The sequence below is a fragment of the Allobosea sp. FG18 genome (assembly GCF_057809495.1).
This window is the reverse complement of record NZ_JBMDKB010000020.1, coordinates 91,147-110,762: the sequence shown is the minus strand read 5'-3', so window position 1 is coordinate 110,762 and position 19,616 is coordinate 91,147. Positions and strand designations below refer to the sequence as shown.

20 protein-coding genes and 1 pseudogene are annotated in these 19,616 nt (G+C 63.5%); 6 read left to right on the top strand and 15 right to left on the bottom strand.

The window, feature by feature from the left end; genetic code table 11:
* Nucleotides 1-14 precede the first annotated feature (14 nt).
* The 13 genes and pseudogenes from ACODTJ_RS21370 to ACODTJ_RS21310 form a co-directional block, all read right to left on the bottom strand.
* Nucleotides 15-545: pseudogene (locus ACODTJ_RS21370) on the bottom strand (DUF2625 family protein); the annotation flags it as partial.
* 132 nt (nt 546-677) lie between these two features.
* Entirely contained in the window at nt 678-983 is a 306-nt protein-coding gene (locus ACODTJ_RS21365; protein ID WP_488849933.1) for a hypothetical protein, read from the bottom strand.
* A gap of 405 nt (nt 984-1,388) precedes the next feature.
* A complete protein-coding gene (locus ACODTJ_RS21360) occupies nt 1,389-1,748 on the bottom strand; it encodes a hypothetical protein (protein ID WP_488849931.1) in 360 nt (119 codons plus the stop codon).
* 230 nt (nt 1,749-1,978) lie between these two features.
* Nucleotides 1,979-2,176: a hypothetical protein gene (locus ACODTJ_RS21355; protein ID WP_488849929.1), complete on the bottom strand. Its 198-nt coding sequence runs from the start codon at nt 2,174-2,176 to the stop codon at nt 1,979-1,981.
* A 7-nt stretch (nt 2,177-2,183) separates the two neighbouring features.
* A complete protein-coding gene (locus ACODTJ_RS21350; RefSeq protein ID WP_488849927.1) occupies nt 2,184-3,173 on the bottom strand; it encodes a hypothetical protein in 990 nt (329 codons plus the stop codon).
* A 62-nt stretch (nt 3,174-3,235) separates the two neighbouring features.
* The gene (locus ACODTJ_RS21345) at nt 3,236-4,378 is read right to left on the bottom strand and encodes a secretion/conjugation apparatus DotM-related subunit (protein ID WP_488849925.1); all 1,143 of its coding nucleotides are present in this window, start codon (nt 4,376-4,378) and stop codon (nt 3,236-3,238) included.
* A gap of 58 nt (nt 4,379-4,436) precedes the next feature.
* Entirely contained in the window at nt 4,437-4,892 is a 456-nt protein-coding gene (locus ACODTJ_RS21340; protein ID WP_488849923.1) for a hypothetical protein, read from the bottom strand.
* 16 nt (nt 4,893-4,908) lie between these two features.
* Entirely contained in the window at nt 4,909-5,943 is a 1,035-nt protein-coding gene (gene parM, locus ACODTJ_RS21335; RefSeq protein ID WP_488849921.1) for a plasmid segregation protein ParM domain-containing protein, read from the bottom strand.
* Nucleotides 5,944-5,960: 17 nt separating this feature from the next.
* The gene (gene icmT, locus ACODTJ_RS21330; protein ID WP_173050648.1) at nt 5,961-6,236 is read right to left on the bottom strand and encodes an IcmT/TraK family protein; all 276 of its coding nucleotides are present in this window, start codon (nt 6,234-6,236) and stop codon (nt 5,961-5,963) included.
* Nucleotides 6,236-6,388 carry a hypothetical protein gene (locus tag ACODTJ_RS21325; protein WP_488849919.1) on the bottom strand — a complete coding sequence of 51 codons (153 nt, stop codon included), beginning with the start codon at nt 6,386-6,388 and terminating at the stop codon, nt 6,236-6,238. The genes icmT and ACODTJ_RS21325 overlap by 1 nt, the downstream gene beginning before the upstream one ends.
* Nucleotides 6,389-6,573: 185 nt before the next feature.
* Entirely contained in the window at nt 6,574-7,803 is a 1,230-nt protein-coding gene (locus ACODTJ_RS21320; RefSeq protein ID WP_488849917.1) for a type IV pilus twitching motility protein PilT, read from the bottom strand.
* A gap of 5 nt (nt 7,804-7,808) precedes the next feature.
* On the bottom strand, nt 7,809-8,909 hold the full coding sequence (locus tag ACODTJ_RS21315; protein ID WP_488849915.1) for a type IV secretory system conjugative DNA transfer family protein: 1,101 nt from the start codon (nt 8,907-8,909) through the stop codon (nt 7,809-7,811).
* Between the two features lie 7 nt (nt 8,910-8,916).
* On the bottom strand, nt 8,917-9,459 hold the full coding sequence (locus tag ACODTJ_RS21310; protein WP_173050640.1) for a DotD/TraH family lipoprotein: 543 nt from the start codon (nt 9,457-9,459) through the stop codon (nt 8,917-8,919).
* 1,535 nt (nt 9,460-10,994) lie between these two features.
* Here ACODTJ_RS21310 and ACODTJ_RS21305 point away from each other — a divergent pair.
* From ACODTJ_RS21305 to ACODTJ_RS21290, 4 genes are all read left to right on the top strand, one after another.
* On the top strand, nt 10,995-12,170 hold the full coding sequence (locus tag ACODTJ_RS21305) for a hypothetical protein (RefSeq protein WP_488849913.1): 1,176 nt from the start codon (nt 10,995-10,997) through the stop codon (nt 12,168-12,170).
* Between the two features lie 847 nt (nt 12,171-13,017).
* Nucleotides 13,018-13,956 carry an AAA family ATPase gene (locus tag ACODTJ_RS21300; RefSeq protein WP_488849911.1) on the top strand — a complete coding sequence of 313 codons (939 nt, stop codon included), beginning with the start codon at nt 13,018-13,020 and terminating at the stop codon, nt 13,954-13,956.
* Nucleotides 13,901-15,127, top strand: coding sequence for a hypothetical protein (locus ACODTJ_RS21295; protein WP_488849909.1), 1,227 nt, complete (start codon nt 13,901-13,903; stop codon nt 15,125-15,127). The genes ACODTJ_RS21300 and ACODTJ_RS21295 overlap by 56 nt, the downstream gene beginning before the upstream one ends.
* A gap of 221 nt (nt 15,128-15,348) precedes the next feature.
* The gene (locus ACODTJ_RS21290; RefSeq protein WP_488849907.1) at nt 15,349-15,816 is read left to right on the top strand and encodes a hypothetical protein; all 468 of its coding nucleotides are present in this window, start codon (nt 15,349-15,351) and stop codon (nt 15,814-15,816) included.
* A 9-nt stretch (nt 15,817-15,825) separates the two neighbouring features.
* Here ACODTJ_RS21290 and ACODTJ_RS21285 read toward each other — a convergent pair whose 3' ends face one another.
* Complete coding sequence (locus tag ACODTJ_RS21285) at nt 15,826-16,836, bottom strand: hypothetical protein (protein WP_488849905.1); 1,011 nt, start codon at nt 16,834-16,836, stop codon at nt 15,826-15,828.
* A gap of 101 nt (nt 16,837-16,937) precedes the next feature.
* Nucleotides 16,938-17,498: a hypothetical protein gene (locus ACODTJ_RS21280; protein ID WP_488849903.1), complete on the bottom strand. Its 561-nt coding sequence runs from the start codon at nt 17,496-17,498 to the stop codon at nt 16,938-16,940.
* Between the two features lie 461 nt (nt 17,499-17,959).
* Here ACODTJ_RS21280 and ACODTJ_RS21275 point away from each other — a divergent pair, with 461 nt between their 5' ends.
* Together ACODTJ_RS21275 and ACODTJ_RS21270 are read left to right on the top strand one after the other, a co-directional pair.
* A complete protein-coding gene (locus ACODTJ_RS21275) occupies nt 17,960-18,229 on the top strand; it encodes a hypothetical protein (protein ID WP_488849901.1) in 270 nt (89 codons plus the stop codon).
* A 108-nt stretch (nt 18,230-18,337) separates the two neighbouring features.
* On the top strand, nt 18,338-19,474 hold the full coding sequence (locus ACODTJ_RS21270) for a sigma-70 family RNA polymerase sigma factor (RefSeq protein ID WP_488849899.1): 1,137 nt from the start codon (nt 18,338-18,340) through the stop codon (nt 19,472-19,474).
* Nucleotides 19,475-19,616: the final 142 nt, after the last annotated feature.

The window sequence follows — 19,616 nt, the reverse complement described above, 5'->3', positions numbered from 1 at the left end:
CAGGCGCGGCCGGCTTAGGGGCCATCCGACTCGATCTCGAAACCGGAGAACTCAATCCGGAGCCGCATAACCTCATCCGCCGCCACGACCCGGGCCGCCGGCGGCGCAGCCCCCGCCTCTTTCGTCCAGAGGAACGGGTAGAACGACCAAGCCATCGAGATGGCAGGCGCAGGCTCCCTGAAAGCCGGAAGCCGGGCGAACCGATCATAGAGTGCGTCGCGGTCGCCAGTCAGGCACCAGGCGACGAAATCCGCGTAACCGATATCGAGGCAGGACCAGGCGACACTGTCGGCTGCCAGATGGAAGATCTGCCCGAGATCTGCTGGCCCAAAGCGCGCTCCGTTCAGCGCGAAGATGCCGCCGAGCACGTCATTGGCGACGAACACCACATCTCCGAATCCATCGATCGCCTCGTTGACCGTCAGAAGTGAGCGCTCGCTTCCTGCGCCGAACAGGCGGATGCGGCCGGCATCGACCAAGATGCCGCCGGTCTCGTAGGCGACCGCGCCGAGCACCGATCGCGTCGTAACCTGCAATCGCAAAGCACCTTCTCGCGCGCGCCCTCATCAGGTGTGAGGATCACCGCGTCGTCTGAGGATCCAGCCCACTGCTGGATAAGCGGCAGGGCCGGGTCGTCGACGTCTGTCAGTTCGGGCAGAGGGCGCATCAGACGGGTCTCATCGTGCTTCAATCTTGACGCCATAGCCAGTGTCGATGCCGGCGATTTCATCGAACAAGCTAAACGGGCTTAGCTTGCTCTTCCTTGCAAATCGCATTTTTTCGCTTCCACACTTCCATTTCGCATGATCGGCGCGCGCTACCGTGTCATCATCGCTGAAACCTGAGCTGCGACAGCCATCGCAAAGCTTCCGCCAGGTCTCGCCCCAGGCCAAGTCAACGATCGAGTCGCCGCCCGGTTGCGATCGGCCGGTGATGACGCAGATCGCCATGAGTGAGCCGCTCTTCATGGTAGCCTTCGCCATGGTGGAGCGCCTTTATTCAGCCCCCTCCATGAAGGCCATCCGGGTCTCTGATCGAACGGCCCTGAGGTCGCCTTCGGGAAAAGTGCGGTGCACTGCACCTGCACTGCACGCGCACTGCAGGTGCACAGGGTGTGCACAGCAGAAAACGCCATGAAAACCCCATGGGAAGGCGTTTTGGAGGGGCTTTTGTGGCAGGTAGCGAAGGGTGGGTCGAGCTCTAGGATGCGCTGTGCGAGGCTGCCAGAGGGTCGTCGAAATCTGCGAGTGACACGGATTTTTCTACGCGAAATGGCATTATCGCGACGCGCGGGTGGAGCGCCTCGACCTCGGCTCAATGCTCATGAGGAGCCATGGTGTCCATGGCGATCAGATCAGATCCCGAGGGGCCGGTTCTGCGGCAGGGTATCAGGCGTCGCCGCCGCCACAGCTGCCGCCATCGGAGCCGCCCGATCCGCAGTCGCTGAAGCCATCGGAGGCCATGAAGGTCACAGGAGCGCCGCCATCGGAGCTGGAGGGTGCCAGCGGGCGGGTACGGCCGGAGGATGATGGCCGTCGCGCATGGCGGGCACGGGGCCCTTCCCCGATATCCTCGATCTCATTCGGCTTAGTGGCCGAAATCACGAAGTGGATCGTCAACCCGACGACGACGACCCCAATGCCAACCACAGCGTAGATCGCTCGTTCGCGGACATCGCCTTCGGCCCACCAGATGAGCGTGAGGAGTGTCGAAAATGACGCGAGGAGGGGTGCGAGTGCCTTGGTCATGGGTTAGCGGCGTACCTCATGTGATGAGCCTTTTACGGGATCGACGGCCATATGCGGGGCGAAATGTCGAAGACGGACTATCCGGTAACGACGATTCGTTTTCGCCCGGATCCAGAAAGCTGCTCCGGTAGGAGGCGTCCGGTTCGAGGGGGCGGTGGCCCGCTGAGAGCTGCTGGAAGGCGCTGAGGGGCTCAACGACGTCTTCCAGAGGGGAAGATGCGCGGTTGCCCTCAGAGGCGCTTCAGGAACCAGCGGCAGCCGCCGGTAATGCAGGCAAGCCCGGCTGCGGCCGTCAGGAAGTGAACGATGGCCTCCGGCGAGGCGATCTTCCCGAGCCGCATCAGGCTTCCGAACTCATGTGCTGACGAGACTGAGAAGAAGCCGATACCGATCATCGCCAGGAAGACCAGGAACTGGATGGGTGACATGGTAGGCTCACGGCTCCAGGTGGAAGGTTTTCAGGTCATCCGGGCGGCGGATGTCGCCGCCGCCTGGAAGCGGGATCACGACCGAATTGTTGGTCAGCGCCCAGGTGCCGGCCTCTGGGACCGTCGAGACGCCGTCCTTGTCGCGCATCCTGTCGAGGGTCAGGCTGTCGAGGCGGACAATGCGAAGCTCCTTCTGGCCGCGCGCCTTGGCTGCCGCAGCCGCCTCCTCAGGGCTCGCGACGACGCCCGCCTCCTTGAGCTTCTGTGCGAGGTCGTGGGGCACGTTGCGGATCAGCTCCGGCGTGAGCTTCTCGTTACTGTTCAGGAGGTCGAGCACCGCCTGGAGCTGCTGCATCTCGCCGCTCGCACCCTCGGCGCCCTTCTCGGCGACCAGCTTGCGAGCGCTGTCGACGACCGTCTGGGTATCGATCTTTCCATCGGCCGCGGCCTTTGCAGGCTCTGTGGGCTTTTCGGGAGCGGTCGCAGCGGCCGGCTGACCGGGAAGCGGGGGGATGGCCGGCGCCGGCGTCTTGACCCGGGCAATGGTGGCCGGAAGCTGCTGCAGGGGCTCGCTGGCCTGGGTCATGACCTCGGGCGCCGTCGCGACCGCAATAGCGGCAGACTGTCGGGGCATGACGCGATCAGCAATCAGGACGCCACCGAGCATCAGCACAGCAGCCCAGGGCAGCACCGTCGACGCCTTCAGAGGGAAGCGGGCGGTTCTCAGCGGCTGGGCAATCGAGACCGAGGGCTGCGTGTTTTCGGTGCTCTGCGATGCGACCGAGGCACCGTGGAACGTCGCTATGCCATCGAGCGTCTTGCCGGCCTCCGCCTCGGAAGGCCCGCTGAAGACGTTTTGTTCGGCGCCGGCCTTGCTCTTAACGACGGCCCACTGGCCGTCGGCGCCGGAGACCGAGAACACTGCCGGAAGGCCGTCGGCCTCGATGATGGTCAGGCGCTGGCCCGCGACATGCTCGATGATCTGAGAGGTGGACACCGGCGACTCCGTTCGATTCGGACGCGACCCGAAGGATCGCACTATCTATCCTTGGTGACGCCCTACGAGCGGGCGTTCAACTCCTTTTTGGTCGGAACCTTGAGCTCATCCACGCCTCGTTCACCCATGTAGTGGGTGATCCCCTCGACGGCCTTGCCGACTTTGGGTTCGCTGATCGGCTTGCGGGCGATATTCTCGTGCCAATAGTGCGAGATCGCGCCTGCGCCCTCGATGTGGAATTTGCGCCGTCCGACGTTGTTCAGGACGTAATAAAGGCTCCGATCGATCGGCTTCAGCCAAAGGAAATCGCTCGTCGCCAGAACGCCGGCGCCGTCGCGGGCCTTGAAAAGCAGGTGGATCAGCGCGGTCGAGGTCCACGCATGGTTCGCGGTGTGCTCGGCAACGAGCTCGCGGATCTTCGGGTTCTTCAGATAGGGGTCGATCAGCAGCTTCAGCGCCTCGTCCCGCTGCTCCCCTTCCTTGGTGACGTAGACGTAGGTGATGTCGCCGCGAAGCTTCTCGGCCTCCGAGCTGCCGCGCAGATGGAAATGGGCCCCGATAATAGCGACCAGGCACTGCATGTAGAGCGGGAGATTGTCGATCCCCTGCCACGGCAGACCGAGCTGTTCGATGAACGCCTGCTCGGCCTTGGCGTAATCCTTCACCTTGCGGTCGACGACCTCGATGTTCCGCTCCAGGAGCCAGTCGTGGGGCTTGCGCTGAGGCGCCATCTCCGTCCAGGGCTTCTTCGGATCGAAGCGAGCGCTAAAGAGCGCCGTGCGCCAATGGCGGGCATTGTCTTGCGCTAGCGTGACCAAGTTGAGCTTGCGCTTGAACCCATCGCCTTTCATCCGGAACATCACCACAAGGGCGAGAGACCCGGTGATGGTCGCAACGATGTATTTCGCGCGCTCTCCGATCAGCGACTTGAAGGTGTAGAAGTCGGAAAAGCTGATCAGCCAGGGGTCCTGATTGCCCTTCAGCGTCGCCTCGATGAAGGCGAGGATGTTCTGCCCGGTCTGGCCGAGCCCCATCGTCAGCTGGATGAGCTTGATCAGAACCCAATTGATGGCGAAAGCCGGGTAGATGATCGCGGGCTTGGCAAGCATCCAGATGCCGATCAGCACCATCGAGATGACGATGATCGCGACGATGCCGGTGGCTTCGGTATGACTTCCGCCGGTCTGGTCGTTGCGGGCTGCCATCAGTCTCTCCTGGGGATTTCGTGCTGGGTCTCAACGCCCGGAAGGGCGTCGAGACAGATCAGGTGTCCGCGTCCTGCGGGAGCTCGACACGGCTCGACGGCATCAGGTTCGCGAGGCTGTCGAGCATGTTGAAAGCAGGCTCGGGCGGGAGCTCCGCAGTCGGCGCGACCGAGACGGCGTCGTAGGGCGCGGGAGCCGGCTGAGCTGCAGCCGGATGGGGTTGTGCCACGGGCATGTAGCTCGCCGGGAGCGGGACGATGGTGATCCCGTCCGTCTTCTCGCGAGCATTGAGCCGGCGCTTCAGGCTGAGACGATCGACCAGGCTCGGCGGCATGTCGCCGGCCTCGATCATGGCACGCAGGCCACGCTTGATGGCCTGGCGCATGATGTCGGAAGTCCTGCCGGCGGCCGACAGGGCTTGCGCGAGCTCAAGGACCGCCTTGTCGTCGTCGACATTGGGCCAGAAGTAGACGCTGACGCGCTGGGCCTTCCGGTTGATGGTCCGCTTGGTCAAGAGACTGCCTTCTCGATCAGGCCGCGTTGCGGCCCTGCTTGCGCTGCTGGAGGCGCGCGGACTTCCACAGACCGCGCGCATTGGCGAACTCCGGGTCTTCCACGGTGACGCCGTTTCGCAGCTGCTTGGGCGCGTTCGGGAAGAGCGCGGCGCCGCCGCCGACGAATACGACAGCGTTCATCGTCGCGGCCGAGGACAGCTTGCGCTCGACCTCACGCTCGATCTGCGTCTCGATCTCGCGCACGGCCGCCTTCACGAGGTCTCCGATCTCCTCGACCTTGTTCCACATGCGGATCTTGTGCGTGCGGATCGCCAGGTCGAGATCTTTGATCGGCAGGCTGTCGCGGAAGCCGAACTTCTTGTGCAGCGCCTGCTCCAGCCCCTTGTAGACGTCCAGCACACCGAGGTTCGAGGTGCCAGAACGCTTGGTGTCGATCTTGCTGCCGCCGGAGATGACGGCGATGTCGGTGGTGCGCCCGCCGATGTCGACGATCGCGACCGGGCCGCTGATATCGACACCAGGCCGCGGCTTCAGATTGTCATCGAGCGCGTAGTCGAAAAGAGCCGCGACCGCCTGGCAGCCGATATCAGCCCCGACGACGCGGGCGAGCTTCGTCTCGGGAGAGATCGAGGTGACCGCCTTCAGCAGGTTGCCCGTTTTCGTGCGGATCTTCTCCTCGTTGATCGCGCCGTCCGGCGAGAAGTAGTCAGCAACCGGCAGGCCGGTGATCAGCTCGACATTGCGATCGCGATAGCCAGCGAGCGCGAGGCCGTGATGTGCCAGCACCCGGTTCATCGTCGAGGTGTGGAAGCTGTCGAACTGCGTGTTCTCGGACTCGACCTCCTCCGAGACGGTGTACTCGTCACCCTCTTCGGCGCGGTAGCAGTCGACGAAGCCGCCGCCGTCGATCGATGCGATGCGATGGCGCCCCGAGCGAACGGAGGTGCGAAATACCTTCCGGATGGGCTCGCTGCCATCGAGCGGCGAGCCGAAAATCTTGATCTGGGCGTAGCCGTCGTCGATGGCGACGAGAAAGGGATTCTTGGCCATGGTGTCCTCTCTAGCCCTCAGTCCGGGCGGCGTTGGAAATCGATGCGGCCGCGTTCCTTGAAGCGGCCGAGAGCGGGGCGGTGATCCCCGATGAGCCAGGCCCGCAGGGCCCGGAAGGCAGATCCGAGCGACATTCCGCGTCGCTCAAGGAACCAGAACAGGAACAGGACCGCCGCCGTCAGCGTGACCGTCCAGACCCGAAAGTGGATCAGGGTGAAAAGAACGAAGACGCCCGCGCGGGCGTCGACCTTCCAGAAGCGCGCCGGCTTCGATGTTTCGCGCCAGTGAGCCATCAGGGGGACCTCTGACCGACAACACGTCCCGTCAGGGCGGCCTCGACGCAGCCGGCGATCACTGCCTTGTCCTGAGCCTCGAGGATCCTGACGATCGACGGCTCGCGACGAAGCGCGTTACGAACCTGCTCGGCGAAGGGGGCGACTTGCATGAGAGGCGAACTCCGTTTCGCGGTGGCACCAGAACGAACGGGGCGCGCACGCCTTGCCCGCGCGAGGCGGCCCGCGACACACTGGTCACAGTCGGTTCGCCACGGCGTCCCGCAGGAAAAATGGACGGTGCGATAACCCGTGTCGTTGCAGGCTTCGCAAGTGATGTGGCGATTGCTCGTGGACATCATGCAGCCTCCCGATCGGCGCGGACGCGGGCGTGCCAGTGCTCCTGCGACAGCAAGCCCTCGCGGTAGGCGAGATAGGTCGATTCCGAGAGGGTCCGGGACACGGCTCGCTTGCCGAGCATCATCTTCCGAGCAAGCGCTGGCCAGTCGTCCGGATCCTTGCCGAGGAAGGCGTTGCGCGTGGCGCTGTCGAAGATCATGAATTCTCGGCAGGCGATGCGGCCGCCACCGACCCGCGGGAACAGCAGCTGGGTCACGACCATGCGCAGCGACTGCATGATATCGTAGCCGACCGCTCGCTTGGCCTCGGCCGGGAACGGCTGGACCAGGCGCCGAAGCGTTTCCGGCACGCCAATGACGTGCGTCGTCGAGTAGACGAGATGGCCTGTGAGCGCAGCCTCGACGCAGCCTGAGATCGTGGCCTTGTCGCGGGCCTCGCCGATCAGGATGATCGTGGGCTTGCGGCGCAGCGCGTTGCGGACCGCGTAGGCGTAGAGGCTCTCCTGCGTGTCCTCCCCGCCGCCGTCGTGCGGCCGCAGGTGCCGACCGACTTCCGTTTGCGCGACCGAGGCCGAGGGATCGACGATGCCGTCGTAGACGTATTCGATCGGCGACGAGTATTCGAGCACCTTCTCGTTCGCGTTGGGCTTCGACACGATGTCGCCAATCAGCGAGGACAGCAGCGTCGACTTACCCGAGCCCGTCGGGCCGGTGACGAGCACAAGGCCCTGGCCAGGGCGCATGTTCTGGATGATCTCCGGCTCGACATTGAGATCGACAAGCGGGATCGGCCGGCTCGGCAGCGTGCGAACCGTGATCTGGTAGCCGGTGGACTGCGGGATGCGGATGCCCGTGACGTTGACACGGTAGCGCATCTGACGCCCGTGGATTCGAACCTCGTGCGAGGGGTCGAGATCGTAGCCGGCCTGAACCATGCCGGGGCCGTGCGTCTGGTAGACGTAGCGGACCAAGTCCTCCATCTCGTCGTTGGTCAGCGGGCGCTGGGTGATCCGAACGATCTCCGAGCCGATTTCCGCCTTCACGAACTCGTTCGTCTGGAAGGTGATGTCAGACGCCTTCCGCTCACCGGCCCAAATCAGGAGCTCGTCGAAGCTGTCGCGGGTGAAGCGCCCTGTGATCGGCAGCACGCTGCCATCGTGCCGCCCCGCGAAAACATCGCGGCGCGGAACGGGAGCAGGGGCTTCGACGGTGAGCTCTTCCTGGGACATGGCGATCAGAACGTCTCCGGGGCCGCAGGGGCGGGTTTCGCGGGCGCTGCCTTCACGGGCGCGGTGGCAGGCTTGGAAGGCGCTGCACGGCCGTCCCAGACCCTCCGGTTCGCGGAAGGCCGGTGTGCCGGCGCCTTGGGGCGCTCCGACGCCGGTTTCGCCGCCGGCTTCGGCGGAGTCGCCCCGGTGGTGGTGCCGTTCGGGCCCGGGGTCGTGGGCGCAGCCTGCCAGTCCTTCGGCGCGTCGACCTTCAGGCTCGGATCGCGGGTGATCCGGATGGCGCGATCGTTGACGCGCATGTCCTGACCGGTGCCGGTGGTGCCGAGGCGGGCGTCGGAGACAACCGGGGCCGAAACCTTGTTCTGCTCCAGCAGCGACTTGTAGCGGACCATGCCGTTGAAATCGCGCTCCAGCCGCTCCAGGTCGGCCTGGAAGATCTCGCGAGCCTGCTTCTGGCCCATGGCCCAGCCTTCGCTGACCCAGCGCTTCCACTGCTCACGCTCGGTCGAGTCGCGCGGCAGAAGGCTGTCCGGCGGCGGCTCCGGTGTGCGGTAGTCGCGAACGAGATATGACTGCCAGATCGGCGGAACGGCAGTGAAGCGTGCCTGCTCGACGATTTCGTAGACGGTGTCGGCAACGCGCAGCGTCTTCCCCGCCTCGCTGGTCTCCCACGCCTCCTTGGCCTCGGCGATGACCGGCGGCAGGATCATGACGTTGTCAGGGCCCTTGATCATCGTGCGCTGGAAATCATAGGTCCGCGCGATCTTGTTCGACTGCTCCTGCAGCATTCGGTTGATCGTGCGGCTTTCCCACGCCAGACCGGCGCGAGCGCCGTAGGACAGGGCGGCGTCCTTCATGGCGCCGCCACGCAGCTTGTCCTCGCCTTCCTTGACGGTCTTCTGGCCGGATGGCGCCTTGTTGACGACCTCCTCCAGCGACGGAACCGCTTCGGTCGGAATTTCAAGCTTGCCGGCTTGATAGCCCGGGTTCACCGCGGACGGATCGGGAGCGACCTTGATGGGCGTCGCGGCGCAGCCAGCCAGGGCGAACGCCGCGGCGGAGGTCAGCAGGAACGTGCGAACGGTGGGAATGAGACGAACGCTCACTGATGCCTCACTTGGTCATCTTCCAGGCCGAGCCGCCGCGCTGCGGCCGGACACCGGCATTCAGGTAGCGGAACTCGATACGGCGCTCGGATTCGATTGCCGCGACCTGGCCGAAGGGCTGGGTCTGCAGGCCGATGTTCTCCATGATCTTCACCGCAGCGACGTCGCGCATCGAGACGTTGACGATTACGGGGGTGGCCGGCGGGTTGCCGATGACGCGGAAGTCCCAGCCGACCAGACCCGCCATGCGGCGCGCCGCCTCTTCACCCGGTCCCGTCCATTCCATGGTGGTGGTGCGACGAAGATCGGCCGGTACGCCGGCGAGGCTCTCCTGAACGGGCTTCGGCACCGGAGCCGTTCGGGCGGTCTGGATGCGAGCGAGCTCCTCCTGGGCGCGAGCGGAACGCGAAGCGGATTCGGCGAGGAGCTGGGTGGCGTCGGGCCCTTCGACCGCGATCGGTTCGACCTGGACCTTGTTGGCGCATCCTGCCGCCGTCAGGGCGACTGTCGAAAGCACGGCGCCGACAAGCGCTCTGCGGTTGAGCATCATGCAAGTCTCCTGGTCCTTCGAGGACCGAACGAAATTCGAGGATCAATCCTTCATCACGAAGGATCGATTTCACGATTCATCGTCCGTGCAAGATCGCGATTTGGCAATCCTTATTTCCTTTCTCCCCGTGGATAGCCGGTGCACAGCACGCGCAGTGCCTGCGCACTGCGCGTGCTGTGCACGACATGTGCACCCTCGGCTATGTCGTTACCGTTTGATGGAAACGCGATTCAAACCCTCGGCGCGCCGTTACCATGTGCCGGAAAAGCCGAGCAGTGTTCCGGAAATCTCGCGCAGACTAGCGGGAACCCGATTCCTTCTGTCGGAAGCCCGTTACGAAGTTGCGGAAACGCGTTACCTCATGGGCCTTCCATGGGGCTTCATTCCCTTGGAGGGCCCGTGCGTCACGGATTTTTCGACGCCAAACTGGCGCGGCATTTGCGCCTCACGAAACGACGGGGTTTGCACCCAAAATCGGCCGTGTGATGGGGCTTTAGGGTCATTCCATGGGCCAGCCATGGCAGTTCATGGGGATTTCGATGGGCGCTCGGTGCCGATTTAGCGATCCTGTCGGGGTCGTTCGGGCCACGGAGCGAAATTCGTGGCTGCGGAGTCCGATGGTGGCAGTGGATCGGTCGCTCATGGGGTGATGGGGCTGAGTCCGATGAGCTCCTGACGGGGCGCGAGAGCCTCGTGTTTTTGGCCATGGGCGCCATGAGAACAATGCGTGAATCTCGGAGCAATCTCGGCGCCCATGGCGATGGATTCATCGGTCCAGGTGGTGCCGCTCCATATCCTTTGCGGGTCGAGGAGGTCGAGGAGCGGTAACGCGTTTCCGCATATCTGTAACGGATTTCCGCCATGGCGCCCCATGGACAAGGACTGAGAGCGAGTGCCGAAGGACCCGGTAAAGGATTGGATGCGGTAATCTGTTGCACAATTGCGGAAACGCGTTACTTTTTTGGGAAGTAACGGGGGGACGAGAATTTCTCTCTGAAAACGATTCTTCGATGGAGCTTCCAAGAAGCCCACGAAATCGCCCTCATCAATCAGCCCCCTAGGCCCCTCTCCGAGGACCCATGAGCAGCAGCAATCCCAAGCAAGAGCCTTCGTCGAACACGCCCAGCCAGGCGCGTCCACGACCGGCAGCTGTCGCCGCCCGGCCGGCCGTCGCAGGCGCCCTGCTGCCCCGGCTGCGCGGTGCCGGCACGATCGGCTGGGACGTCGCCCTCGTCGGCGGCGAGCTCAGCCGCGATCTCTCCAATGTTGACACCACGGCAAGCCGGGAAGTCGCCCAGGGGCGCGCGGAATTCCCCAATGTTGACACGAATGCGGAAGGTGCAGCGACTTCTGATAACAGGCCTTCGCCTTCGCCCAAGCCGAATGGTCGGCCGGGCAAGGTGCCGGGAATACCCGGGCTGGGCGGCGTAGACGTAAAGCCGGAATCGGCTCCTCAGCCTCGCCGCGTTCCCGGTGGCATGCCCCGGAAGCCGGGATCTCCGACCCCGTTTTCGGTTCGGCCCAGTGACGAAGCCGTGCGGGATATCAGGAATTCGGCCAAGGCCGAGCTGGAGCGCGCGGCGAAGAGGCGTCGCGATGGCCACGACGGGACCGCGACTGCACCTAAGCGGGCTGCGAGCACGGTCGCGATGTATCACAAGCGAGGGGAAGATCTCGTCAAACGGTTCCGCCGCGAGCGCGGGCTCAGCTCCGACGTCGAGGCCTTCGACCCTGTCGAATTCGCCCACTGGTGCCGAGGGCTTCGCTACTCCGTCGCCCCGTCAACCTGGCGGCAGTATCGGCAGGCGATCCTGATGGTGCTGGAGCCGCTCGCCTCGGAGAAGGTCGAGGAGGCGATCGCGCTTATCGAGAACGATGACCGCGGCGACATCGAGATGGGAACCGCGGAGGCGGTCACAAGCGATACGGTGCCGGAAGAGAGCCGGCGGCTGACTTCGGCAAAGAAGGCCAAGCAGGTCAGCTTCGACGAGTTCCAGCGCCTGCTGCTTTATCTCAAGGTCCGTCGTCGCTCGAAGAACGCGGAGATCCTCCGCGCCTGGATGATTGCGGGCATCAGCACCGGTTTGCGGCCGGGCGAGTGGCAGGCGACCGAGCTGCGCATCTTTCCGATGGCGGGGCCGGAGTCTTCCGGCGTCGGGGTGCCGCCTGACAAGCGGCGCAAGGCCTTCCTGTTCGTGATGAACGCGAAGACCACGAACGGTCGCGGGAACGGCCTGGTCCGGACACTCGATCTGACCTTCTGCAGTGATGCTGCTCTCAGCGCGATCCGACGTATGTCGGAAACGGGCCGGCGTTGGCACGCCGAAGGGCGCTTCAGCGACGAGATGGAGAATGTGGCGAGGACGCTCTATCTGTCTGGCAAGCAGATCTTCCGGAAGAAGAAGCTCCAGATCTCCCTCTACACGTTCCGGCACCAGTTCATCGCGAACATGAAGGCGCTGGATCTCCTGCCTGAGGAGATTTCGGCGATGGTCGGCCATGTGAGCGATGAGACGGCGGCGCACACCTATGGGAAGAAGCGTAGCTCCTGGTCGATCGATCGTATCCTGGAGCGTCCGCGCCCGATCCATGAGGAAGTCCAGAGCGTGAGGCGGACGCTGAGGTTCCACCAGGATCGCATCACCTTCGACCGTATCGTTCGCGGCGAGAGGGTCGGAAGCGACGCGATCAAGGGCGCCTTGCCGGATTGAGGCTGTAGACAGGCGCGTTGTCGCCTCGCCACCAACCTGCCGAACCATAGCGCCGGCGCGACTGCCCCTCTCTCGGGTGCGCCGTGCCGGCGTTTTCGTTTTCGGCTCCCGTCGATGGGTATCGAGCGCCCGACGGGGCTTCGGGGTAATCGCTGACGCCGTCCCTCCGGACGGTATTCGTCGCACCAGCTGAGCAATCGCACAGGGACGGGCGGATTCTCACGCAGGCGGTCGAGGCCTTGGCCGGGATTGCGCGATCAAGCACGCATTGAGATCGTCGTTGATCAGGACCGAGGGCTCCTATCGAAGATGGGGTGTCGCGGGGCCGTCGAAGAGATCCGGGGCGCCGAGCGCGTCATCGTCATGACGAAAGGTCGCGAGCAAAGCTGCGCAGTCAACATTGAGAGGCCGGGAGCTCGTGGCGATCGAAAGCGCATCGTCCGGCCGATCGATGGCATGGAGCGTCTGGAGATATGGGGTGTGCGCGAGCAGGAGCGCGAGGAACCCCACAGAAGCCCCGTGAGGGGCTCAGGCGGTGTCGACAGGATTGGATCGAAAGAGCATGGCGACGGTGCTGTGCGGCCGATTATGAGGCTCGTTTCTGGATTGTGGTCATTGCTGCCGTGTTGACACGGAAGCGCGATGCAAAGCGAGTTGACACGGCAGCGTTCGCGAGGTCGGTCAGTTGACACCGAGGCGAATGTGGTGAGGGGCATGGTCGTCGGTGGGCCCAAATGCAGTTGCGCATGAAGGGCAAGCGAAAGGGCTTTAGGTTGCTCGATTTTGAGCGTGATCCTTGACGGCATGAAGGATTGAGCGGACGCTTCTTCTCGACACCGAGGAAGGCATGAATCGCGACACGCTCAAGAACCTGATCGCGGCTGGCGTCGCCGGCGATACGATCCTGCTGAAGGAGCTCGCTCAATCCGCGGCCGAGCAGCTGGGGGATCGCGAGCTGATGGCCGAGGTCGACGAGATCTTCGGGTTGAGCCGTGAGCTCCCGATCGGGCTGGCTCCCCTGAAGCCGAAGAAGTCGCTCACCGATTTGAAGCTGCCTCCCGAAGTGGCGGTGATCGTCGAGGAGTTCATGGTCGAGGTTCGCCACGCGGAGGCATTGAAACGGCGCAAGCTGGATCCGCGGCACAAGGCGCTGCTGATCGGTCCTCCCGGCAACGGTAAGACGGTGTTGGCGACGGCGATCGCGGTGGAGCTCGGTTTGCCGGCCTACATGGTCCGCTATGACGACCTGATCTCGAAGACGCCAGGTGAGACATCGCGCAATCTCCTGCGCCTGTTCTCGTACGCCGCGCGGCAGCCGAGCATGCTCTTCTTCGACGAGTTCGATGCTCTCGGTCGCGAGCGCGACAACGACCAGGAGAGTGGCGAGATGAAGCGCGTGGTCTCCACGCTGCTGGTCCAGCTCGATGACGTGCCGTCGCACGTCGTCTGCATGGCCGCGACGAACCACGCGGGAATGCTCGATTCGGCCATCTGGCGCCGTTTCAACATCCGCATCGAGTTGCCGCGTCCGAAGCTGGAGCGCTTCGCTCCCTTCATGGAAGACGAATTCAAGCGCTATGGCTTCGAGCCCGACCCAGGCAAGGTCGACCTGCTGGACGCGGCCATGAGGATTCAGCCGGACCACTTCTCTGACGCCGAGCTGTTCACTCGAAACGCAATGCGCGCCTTCGTTGTCGCAGAGGATCGGGGAGCGCCCATCACGATCGAGGATGCGATCGCGCGCGAGCTCGACACCTGGGCGAATGGTCAGACGCGCCTTGTCTAAGAGGGACGATCGCACCCGAGAGCAGCCGGCCGTTCAGACTTGCATGTTCGCATGGCAGGCTTCCGGTATGAGCACGCTTCGATTCAAAATTCGCTTCCCTTATCGCGTCCGAGCCGTACAGCCGCGCAAGCGAGAGCCGGTGACCTTTGTCCTGCAGGGCCAAGCCGATATCGACATCCGAAGCTTCTCCGCGGAGCAGGTTCAGCTGGCTGTGGATCTCGTCCACCTCAAGGAGGGGAAGCAGATCAATCGCTACGTTCGATATGCGGTGGACGATAAGCTCTATGGTCCTCACCTCGGCGTCCAGTATGGGGTGGCCGCGCCGGGCGGGCGAATTCAGCGCCTTGAAAAGGGTGGCGACTGGAGAGAGTTCCTGAGCGCTGCTTGGTCGGCGGAGTTGACACGGTCGCTTATCGAAGAAAACCGCGTGGGAACCTCCCCTCTCCCGGCTGGCGAAGGCGCGCTCGACGCTCTTCCCGCGAACGTGACCAAAATCGTTGACGACGAGGAAGCCTCGACGCGCGATCTGGTGATGAAGGTTCTCGGTGAGAGCTTCATCTTCGTGGATGGAGTGCTTCACCGCGAGCGCCGGGCCCCGCAGATCGAGATCTACCACCAGATGCGAAACGGGAGCTACCCGACGATTGCTGATGATCCGGACCGAGCCGATGTCCTGTTCAGCCCCCTGAGGGCGCAAGAGGCGTTCAAGTTCCTCGAGGAGGGCGCGCCGGGGATCCGAGCCAAGATTTTCACCCCTTTCCCGGGGACGCTTGAAATCCGGAAATGGGACCGCGAGCTGGTCGGGCCGTTGGGTGAGCGGGAGCACAATGCAGCACGCATGCTGAGCGTGATGCTCCATCGCTTCGGTCCCTATATCGGGCAGATGCCGGCGGAACGGATCGATCAGCTCGCGCAGATGTCGCGGTTGCGGGACCGGGCTCGCGACGGCGATATCGAGGCTGGGTCCGATGCGCTCCCCCTGCTCGAAGGCTTCAGGAACGTCGGGCTGGGGATTCCGCGGCTGAGTGGGGAGGCGATGGCCGAGCTCATCCGAACCGTCGAGCTCGCGATCGAGTCGATCAATCGCTCGCCGCTGACGCCTCAGAAGATCGAGCCGGGTCTCGACGAGGACGGCCTCGGAGATGCTATGGCACTGATCATGGCGCCTTGAGGGAAAACGCAGTCCTGCACTGCGGCGGAAAGCAGCGCAGCGAAGGCGAGAGCCTTCTGATCATGTACGCCTTCGATCGCATTTTCGGGAGGGAGGGGTTCGCCTCCCATGCAGATGCCTTGCACGCCGAGATCGAGGTGCTTACCAGGGCAATCTTCGATCTCCGCATTGCCTTCAGGAATGGCTTGAAGCGATAGCAGGGAACGCTGAGAGGGTGCGTGATGGCGAAGGACAATCGCGCTCTATCGAGGGGCCTGATCTCAATCGCGTTGGCGACTTGGGTATCGCCGGGTCAGGCTGATGACTGGGTGATCGGAAGCGAGGCCGTCGTCAATGTGAAGGTCTCCTCCGACACGAACCCGATACCGTCGGCGTTCCCAGCGGCTTTCGAGCAGACGAGAAAGCTCTGGCAGGCCCATCCGAAAGCGACGCAGTGGCTCGTCAATATCGACTGGCCCGCGGCGCCGACCGGGGTGCAGTTCGCCCTTCGAGGGAAAGTCGTCTCGTTTGACAAGCGGGAGCCGACCGAATGGATGGGTCAGTTCGTCTTCAACGGGGGCTCAGAAAAAGGCGTCGTCGAAGCTGGACGTTGGTGTCGTGGTGGAGCGGCGAGAGACCTGCCCATGATCTGCGCGGAGGTCGAGAAAGCGATCGATCGCCGGAATGTGCGGCATCTGGTTGGGAAATAGGGTGTCGGCTTACGGCCGGGGCGCAGCCCTCGTCAGCGCCATCTCAAGCCGTTCGCGGATCTCGTCCATGCTCGCGAGCTGGGCCTGAAGCCTCTCAACTTCACCATCTCGAAGTTCGCGGTCGTCTTCAGCCCGAGCGATGATCTGCGCACCGGCATTTTCGATTGCGAGGAGACCGGCTTCGATCGCATCCAGATGGTTGACGCGCTGGCCGTGTTTCTTGGAAGGGCCAAGGGTGCGGCCGATGACGTCGAGGCCCTGTTCGAAGGCGAGGAGGTCCCACAGGCCTTCAACGATAGCGCGGTCTGGCTTGTCCCGGGTTTTTCCGAGCGGGCCCGCAGTCGTCAGCCAGCGAGCGAAATTCCCAGACACCGGTGAGCCGCATTCCTGGTGTTCGAGCACGCCGGCCACCATCGGGATTTCGGTCTCGTGACCACTCAGGAACGAGTAGGGCCGACCGCGGCCGAGTCGCAGGTCCCGCAGCAGGATGAGTTGCATGGTCGCGAGGTCGTCTTTCGTCGCCGAACGTTGGGCGAGGTCGTCCGCAATGGCCATTACGGTATCGACGTCGTCGTCGCGCTCGCCCCGGGCCCAGCGCATCGAGACAATCTTGTCCCATGACGAGCGAGCGAACACTGCAAGGCCGAGGATCTCCTTGATTGGTTCCTTCTGGCCCATGATCGCAGAGATGCGATCGATCGGGTACGCGATGCCGCCGTCGCGGAAATTGGTTGCGAGCTCGAAGGCGTCATCGAATTTGGGGAGACCGACCATGCTCGTGAAAAGCGAAGCGGCGACCTGCCCCGCATGCGGCACGATTTCACCCATGTCGCCCATCTTCCCGAAGATCGGGAGGCTTGCGGGCTCGAACATGTCGGTGGGTTTGAGCGGACCGAGCGCCAGAGCCGTCAGCGCATCGGGATAGCCACCAGTGCGACGTTCGACCATGAGGCCGACGACCTCCTCGTCGCGGTCGATGGCGAGGCCGGTGACGCCGTCGTTGACCATGAAGCTGCCCATCTCGCCGCCCGCTACCAATTCGAAGGAATCAGGATCGATTCCTTACCTTGGGCGCAGGATATGGGGCAGATCCGAAAGCAGCAAAGAACAGGCCGCGGCGATCAGCCGAAGCGGGGCTGGGGAGCGTGTGGCTCGATCGCGAAGGCCTGCGCGCGAGGGTCGTCGCCGGCGAGGACCTCGGCGACCTTGTCGGGCCCGAACACCAAGATTTGGCCAGCCAGGCTGCGGAACGCGAACATGGACCGCGCGCCGACAGGTCGGAGCTCCCCAGAGACTGCCGAGAGTTCGGACCAGGTTCTCCTGCCCACAGGCAGTGTGACGCCGGTGATCGATTCGATTGGCTCACCTGCCCACTCGGAGAGGCGCTGACCGTCAGTGACGTCACGAACTGCGAGGAACCGGGGATCGTAGGAGGCAACCCTGATGAGATCGCTTACGGATACAAGGGCGCGCGCGGTTGTCGGATAGTCGGAGGTCAGTCGGCCGGCGGCAACGACAACCCGGTCGTGGAACGTGCGGAGATTCTGTGCGCCGTGGATGTTGCCTTCGAAGAAGCATGAAGTCATCTCGGCTCCCTCCTCGATCGTGGCCACAAGCGCACTATGAGGACGAACCAAGGCCTCGGTGGGCGAGCCGGGGCGCGGGACATAGATGCCGATCATGGGGTCTCCGAGCAGGGAGCTTCAAGGTTTCACCCATACTCGCTACTCTGGTTGCAGGTTTCAATCTGGGATTCGGCAATGGCTCTTGTTCTTCTCCCCGGCTCGCCAGCCGGGCGCCATAGGGGCGCACCGGCATAAGTCGGAGGACATCGTGCATCACAAACGTGTTTCGCGGGCGACCAGGCGCTGCTGTGCGCTGTGCAAGCCCCACAAACAGCCTGGCTGCAGCAGGCCCGGCAAGGATATGCGCTTCGGAAATCGTCGCCGTTACGAGGCGGGGCGCGCTCAGCTCAAATGCGAAGGTCTGCGCCCCAGATCTTAATTTGAGCGAACGGGCTTGAAGGAATGGATTGTCATCCTACATGGATCGTCCGCCCATTCCTGTGGATACCTTCCAGCCATTGGTTGGACCCAAGAAACGAATCCTTTACCAAGGTAAGGTCTTCGCTAAGGGTCCAGCCATGTCCGCGCTCAATCAGACCGTCGTTCCCTTTCCTGCTCTGAAGCCCGGGGTCATCTCCGCGGAGCAGTCCAATATCGTCGACCTCGATGGACGCAGAGCTGAGCGATTTCTGCTGACTTCGCTCGACATTTTTCTCAAGAACCCACCATCCAATGAGTTCGAGCGCGGATTTTTGGCTGCTCTGACCGCTGTTTACCGGCAAGGCCTGCGTCGTGGAGAAGGCGACGCTCGGCTCATCGCGGCATCTCGCCTCGTCGGCGTCGTGTGATGCTCATCCCCGGCAAACAGAGGCGGGCAGGTTGTGTCTCGCATAGGGATAGAGATCAATATCATTGATTGAGGGCGCATTCCTTGCGGCGCCCTGAGAGGTGTCGTGATGCCCGTATTCGAACCGATTGACCAGTTCGTCCTCGCCCAGGTCATGTCCGCGCCGTACCTCGGTCCCGAGGAAGAACGCGAACTCGTTCAGGCCTTCCAGGAGACCGGGTGCACCCGTGCCCGCGATCGGATCGTCCTGTCTCATGGGCGCCTGGTGCTGAAAGCCGTCAAGAAGATGGCGGGCTACGGCATGTCGGAAACTGATCTCTTCCAGGAAGGCCAGATTGGGCTGATCGAGGCGCTGAAGCGTTTCGATCTCGGCAAGCGCGGGGAAGTCGAAGGCGCTTCGGGACCGGCGGCGGGCTATCGCTTCGCGACCTATGCCTCGTACTGGGTCAAGGCGATGCTCAACGACTTCATCATGCGTAATCAGAGCCTCGTGAAGATGGGCACGACCGCTGTCCAGAAGCGGCTGTTCTTCAAGCTGAAGGCGACTGTGCGCGCGATCGAGGCTGAGTTCCCTCACCTGCCCCGTAGGGCGGTCATCGAGCGGGCCGCTGTGCAGCTTAACTGCCTCCCCGCCGAGGCAGCTGCCATGTTCGATCGGCTGAGCAACGCCGACACTTCCCTGAATCTGCGGGTGGGTGAGTCGGAGGATGGCGCTGAGCGCGGCGATTACCTCGTCGACCCGTCCGATACGCCGGATGTCGTTGTTGGTCGCAAGATTGACAATGAACGCCGCGGCGCCGGTCTCATGTCGGCTGTGGCCGAGCTCGACGCGCGCTCCCGCCGGGTGGTCGAGGCGCGCTACCTCGTCGATTCCGACGATGTCGCGACGCTGGAGACGCTCTCCTTCGAATTCGGGGTGAGCCGCGAACGCATCCGTCAGATCGAGCAGAAGGCGTTGCAGAAGCTCAAACGAGCCCTCTCCCGCGCGGCCGCGGAGCCTGAGCCGGTGCCGCATGCTGAGCTGCCTGCCGAGAAGATCGTGCCGGCCAGGAAGAGCTTCCAGATCGCTGAGCATGAGGTTGTGCCGGCGAACGAGGAGGTCGACCCTGTGAAGGTGAGGCATTTCCTCGGGCTGGGCATGAGTGCCTCGTCGATCGCGGCCGAGATCGGTGCCGAAGCGGCCGATGTGATGGCAGTAATCGCGCAGCAAAACATGCGCCGCTCCCGGATGGCGCACGCGGCCTGAACTGCTCGTCCACCTTTTCGGTGGTCGCCGGCTTGACCACGCGCAGAAGGATTGTCATCCTTGCAACAGGTTTTGGATCACCCAACCTGCTGCCGGGTTAGACGATCCTTCTGATCACCAAGAATTTCGCTGCAACTTGACC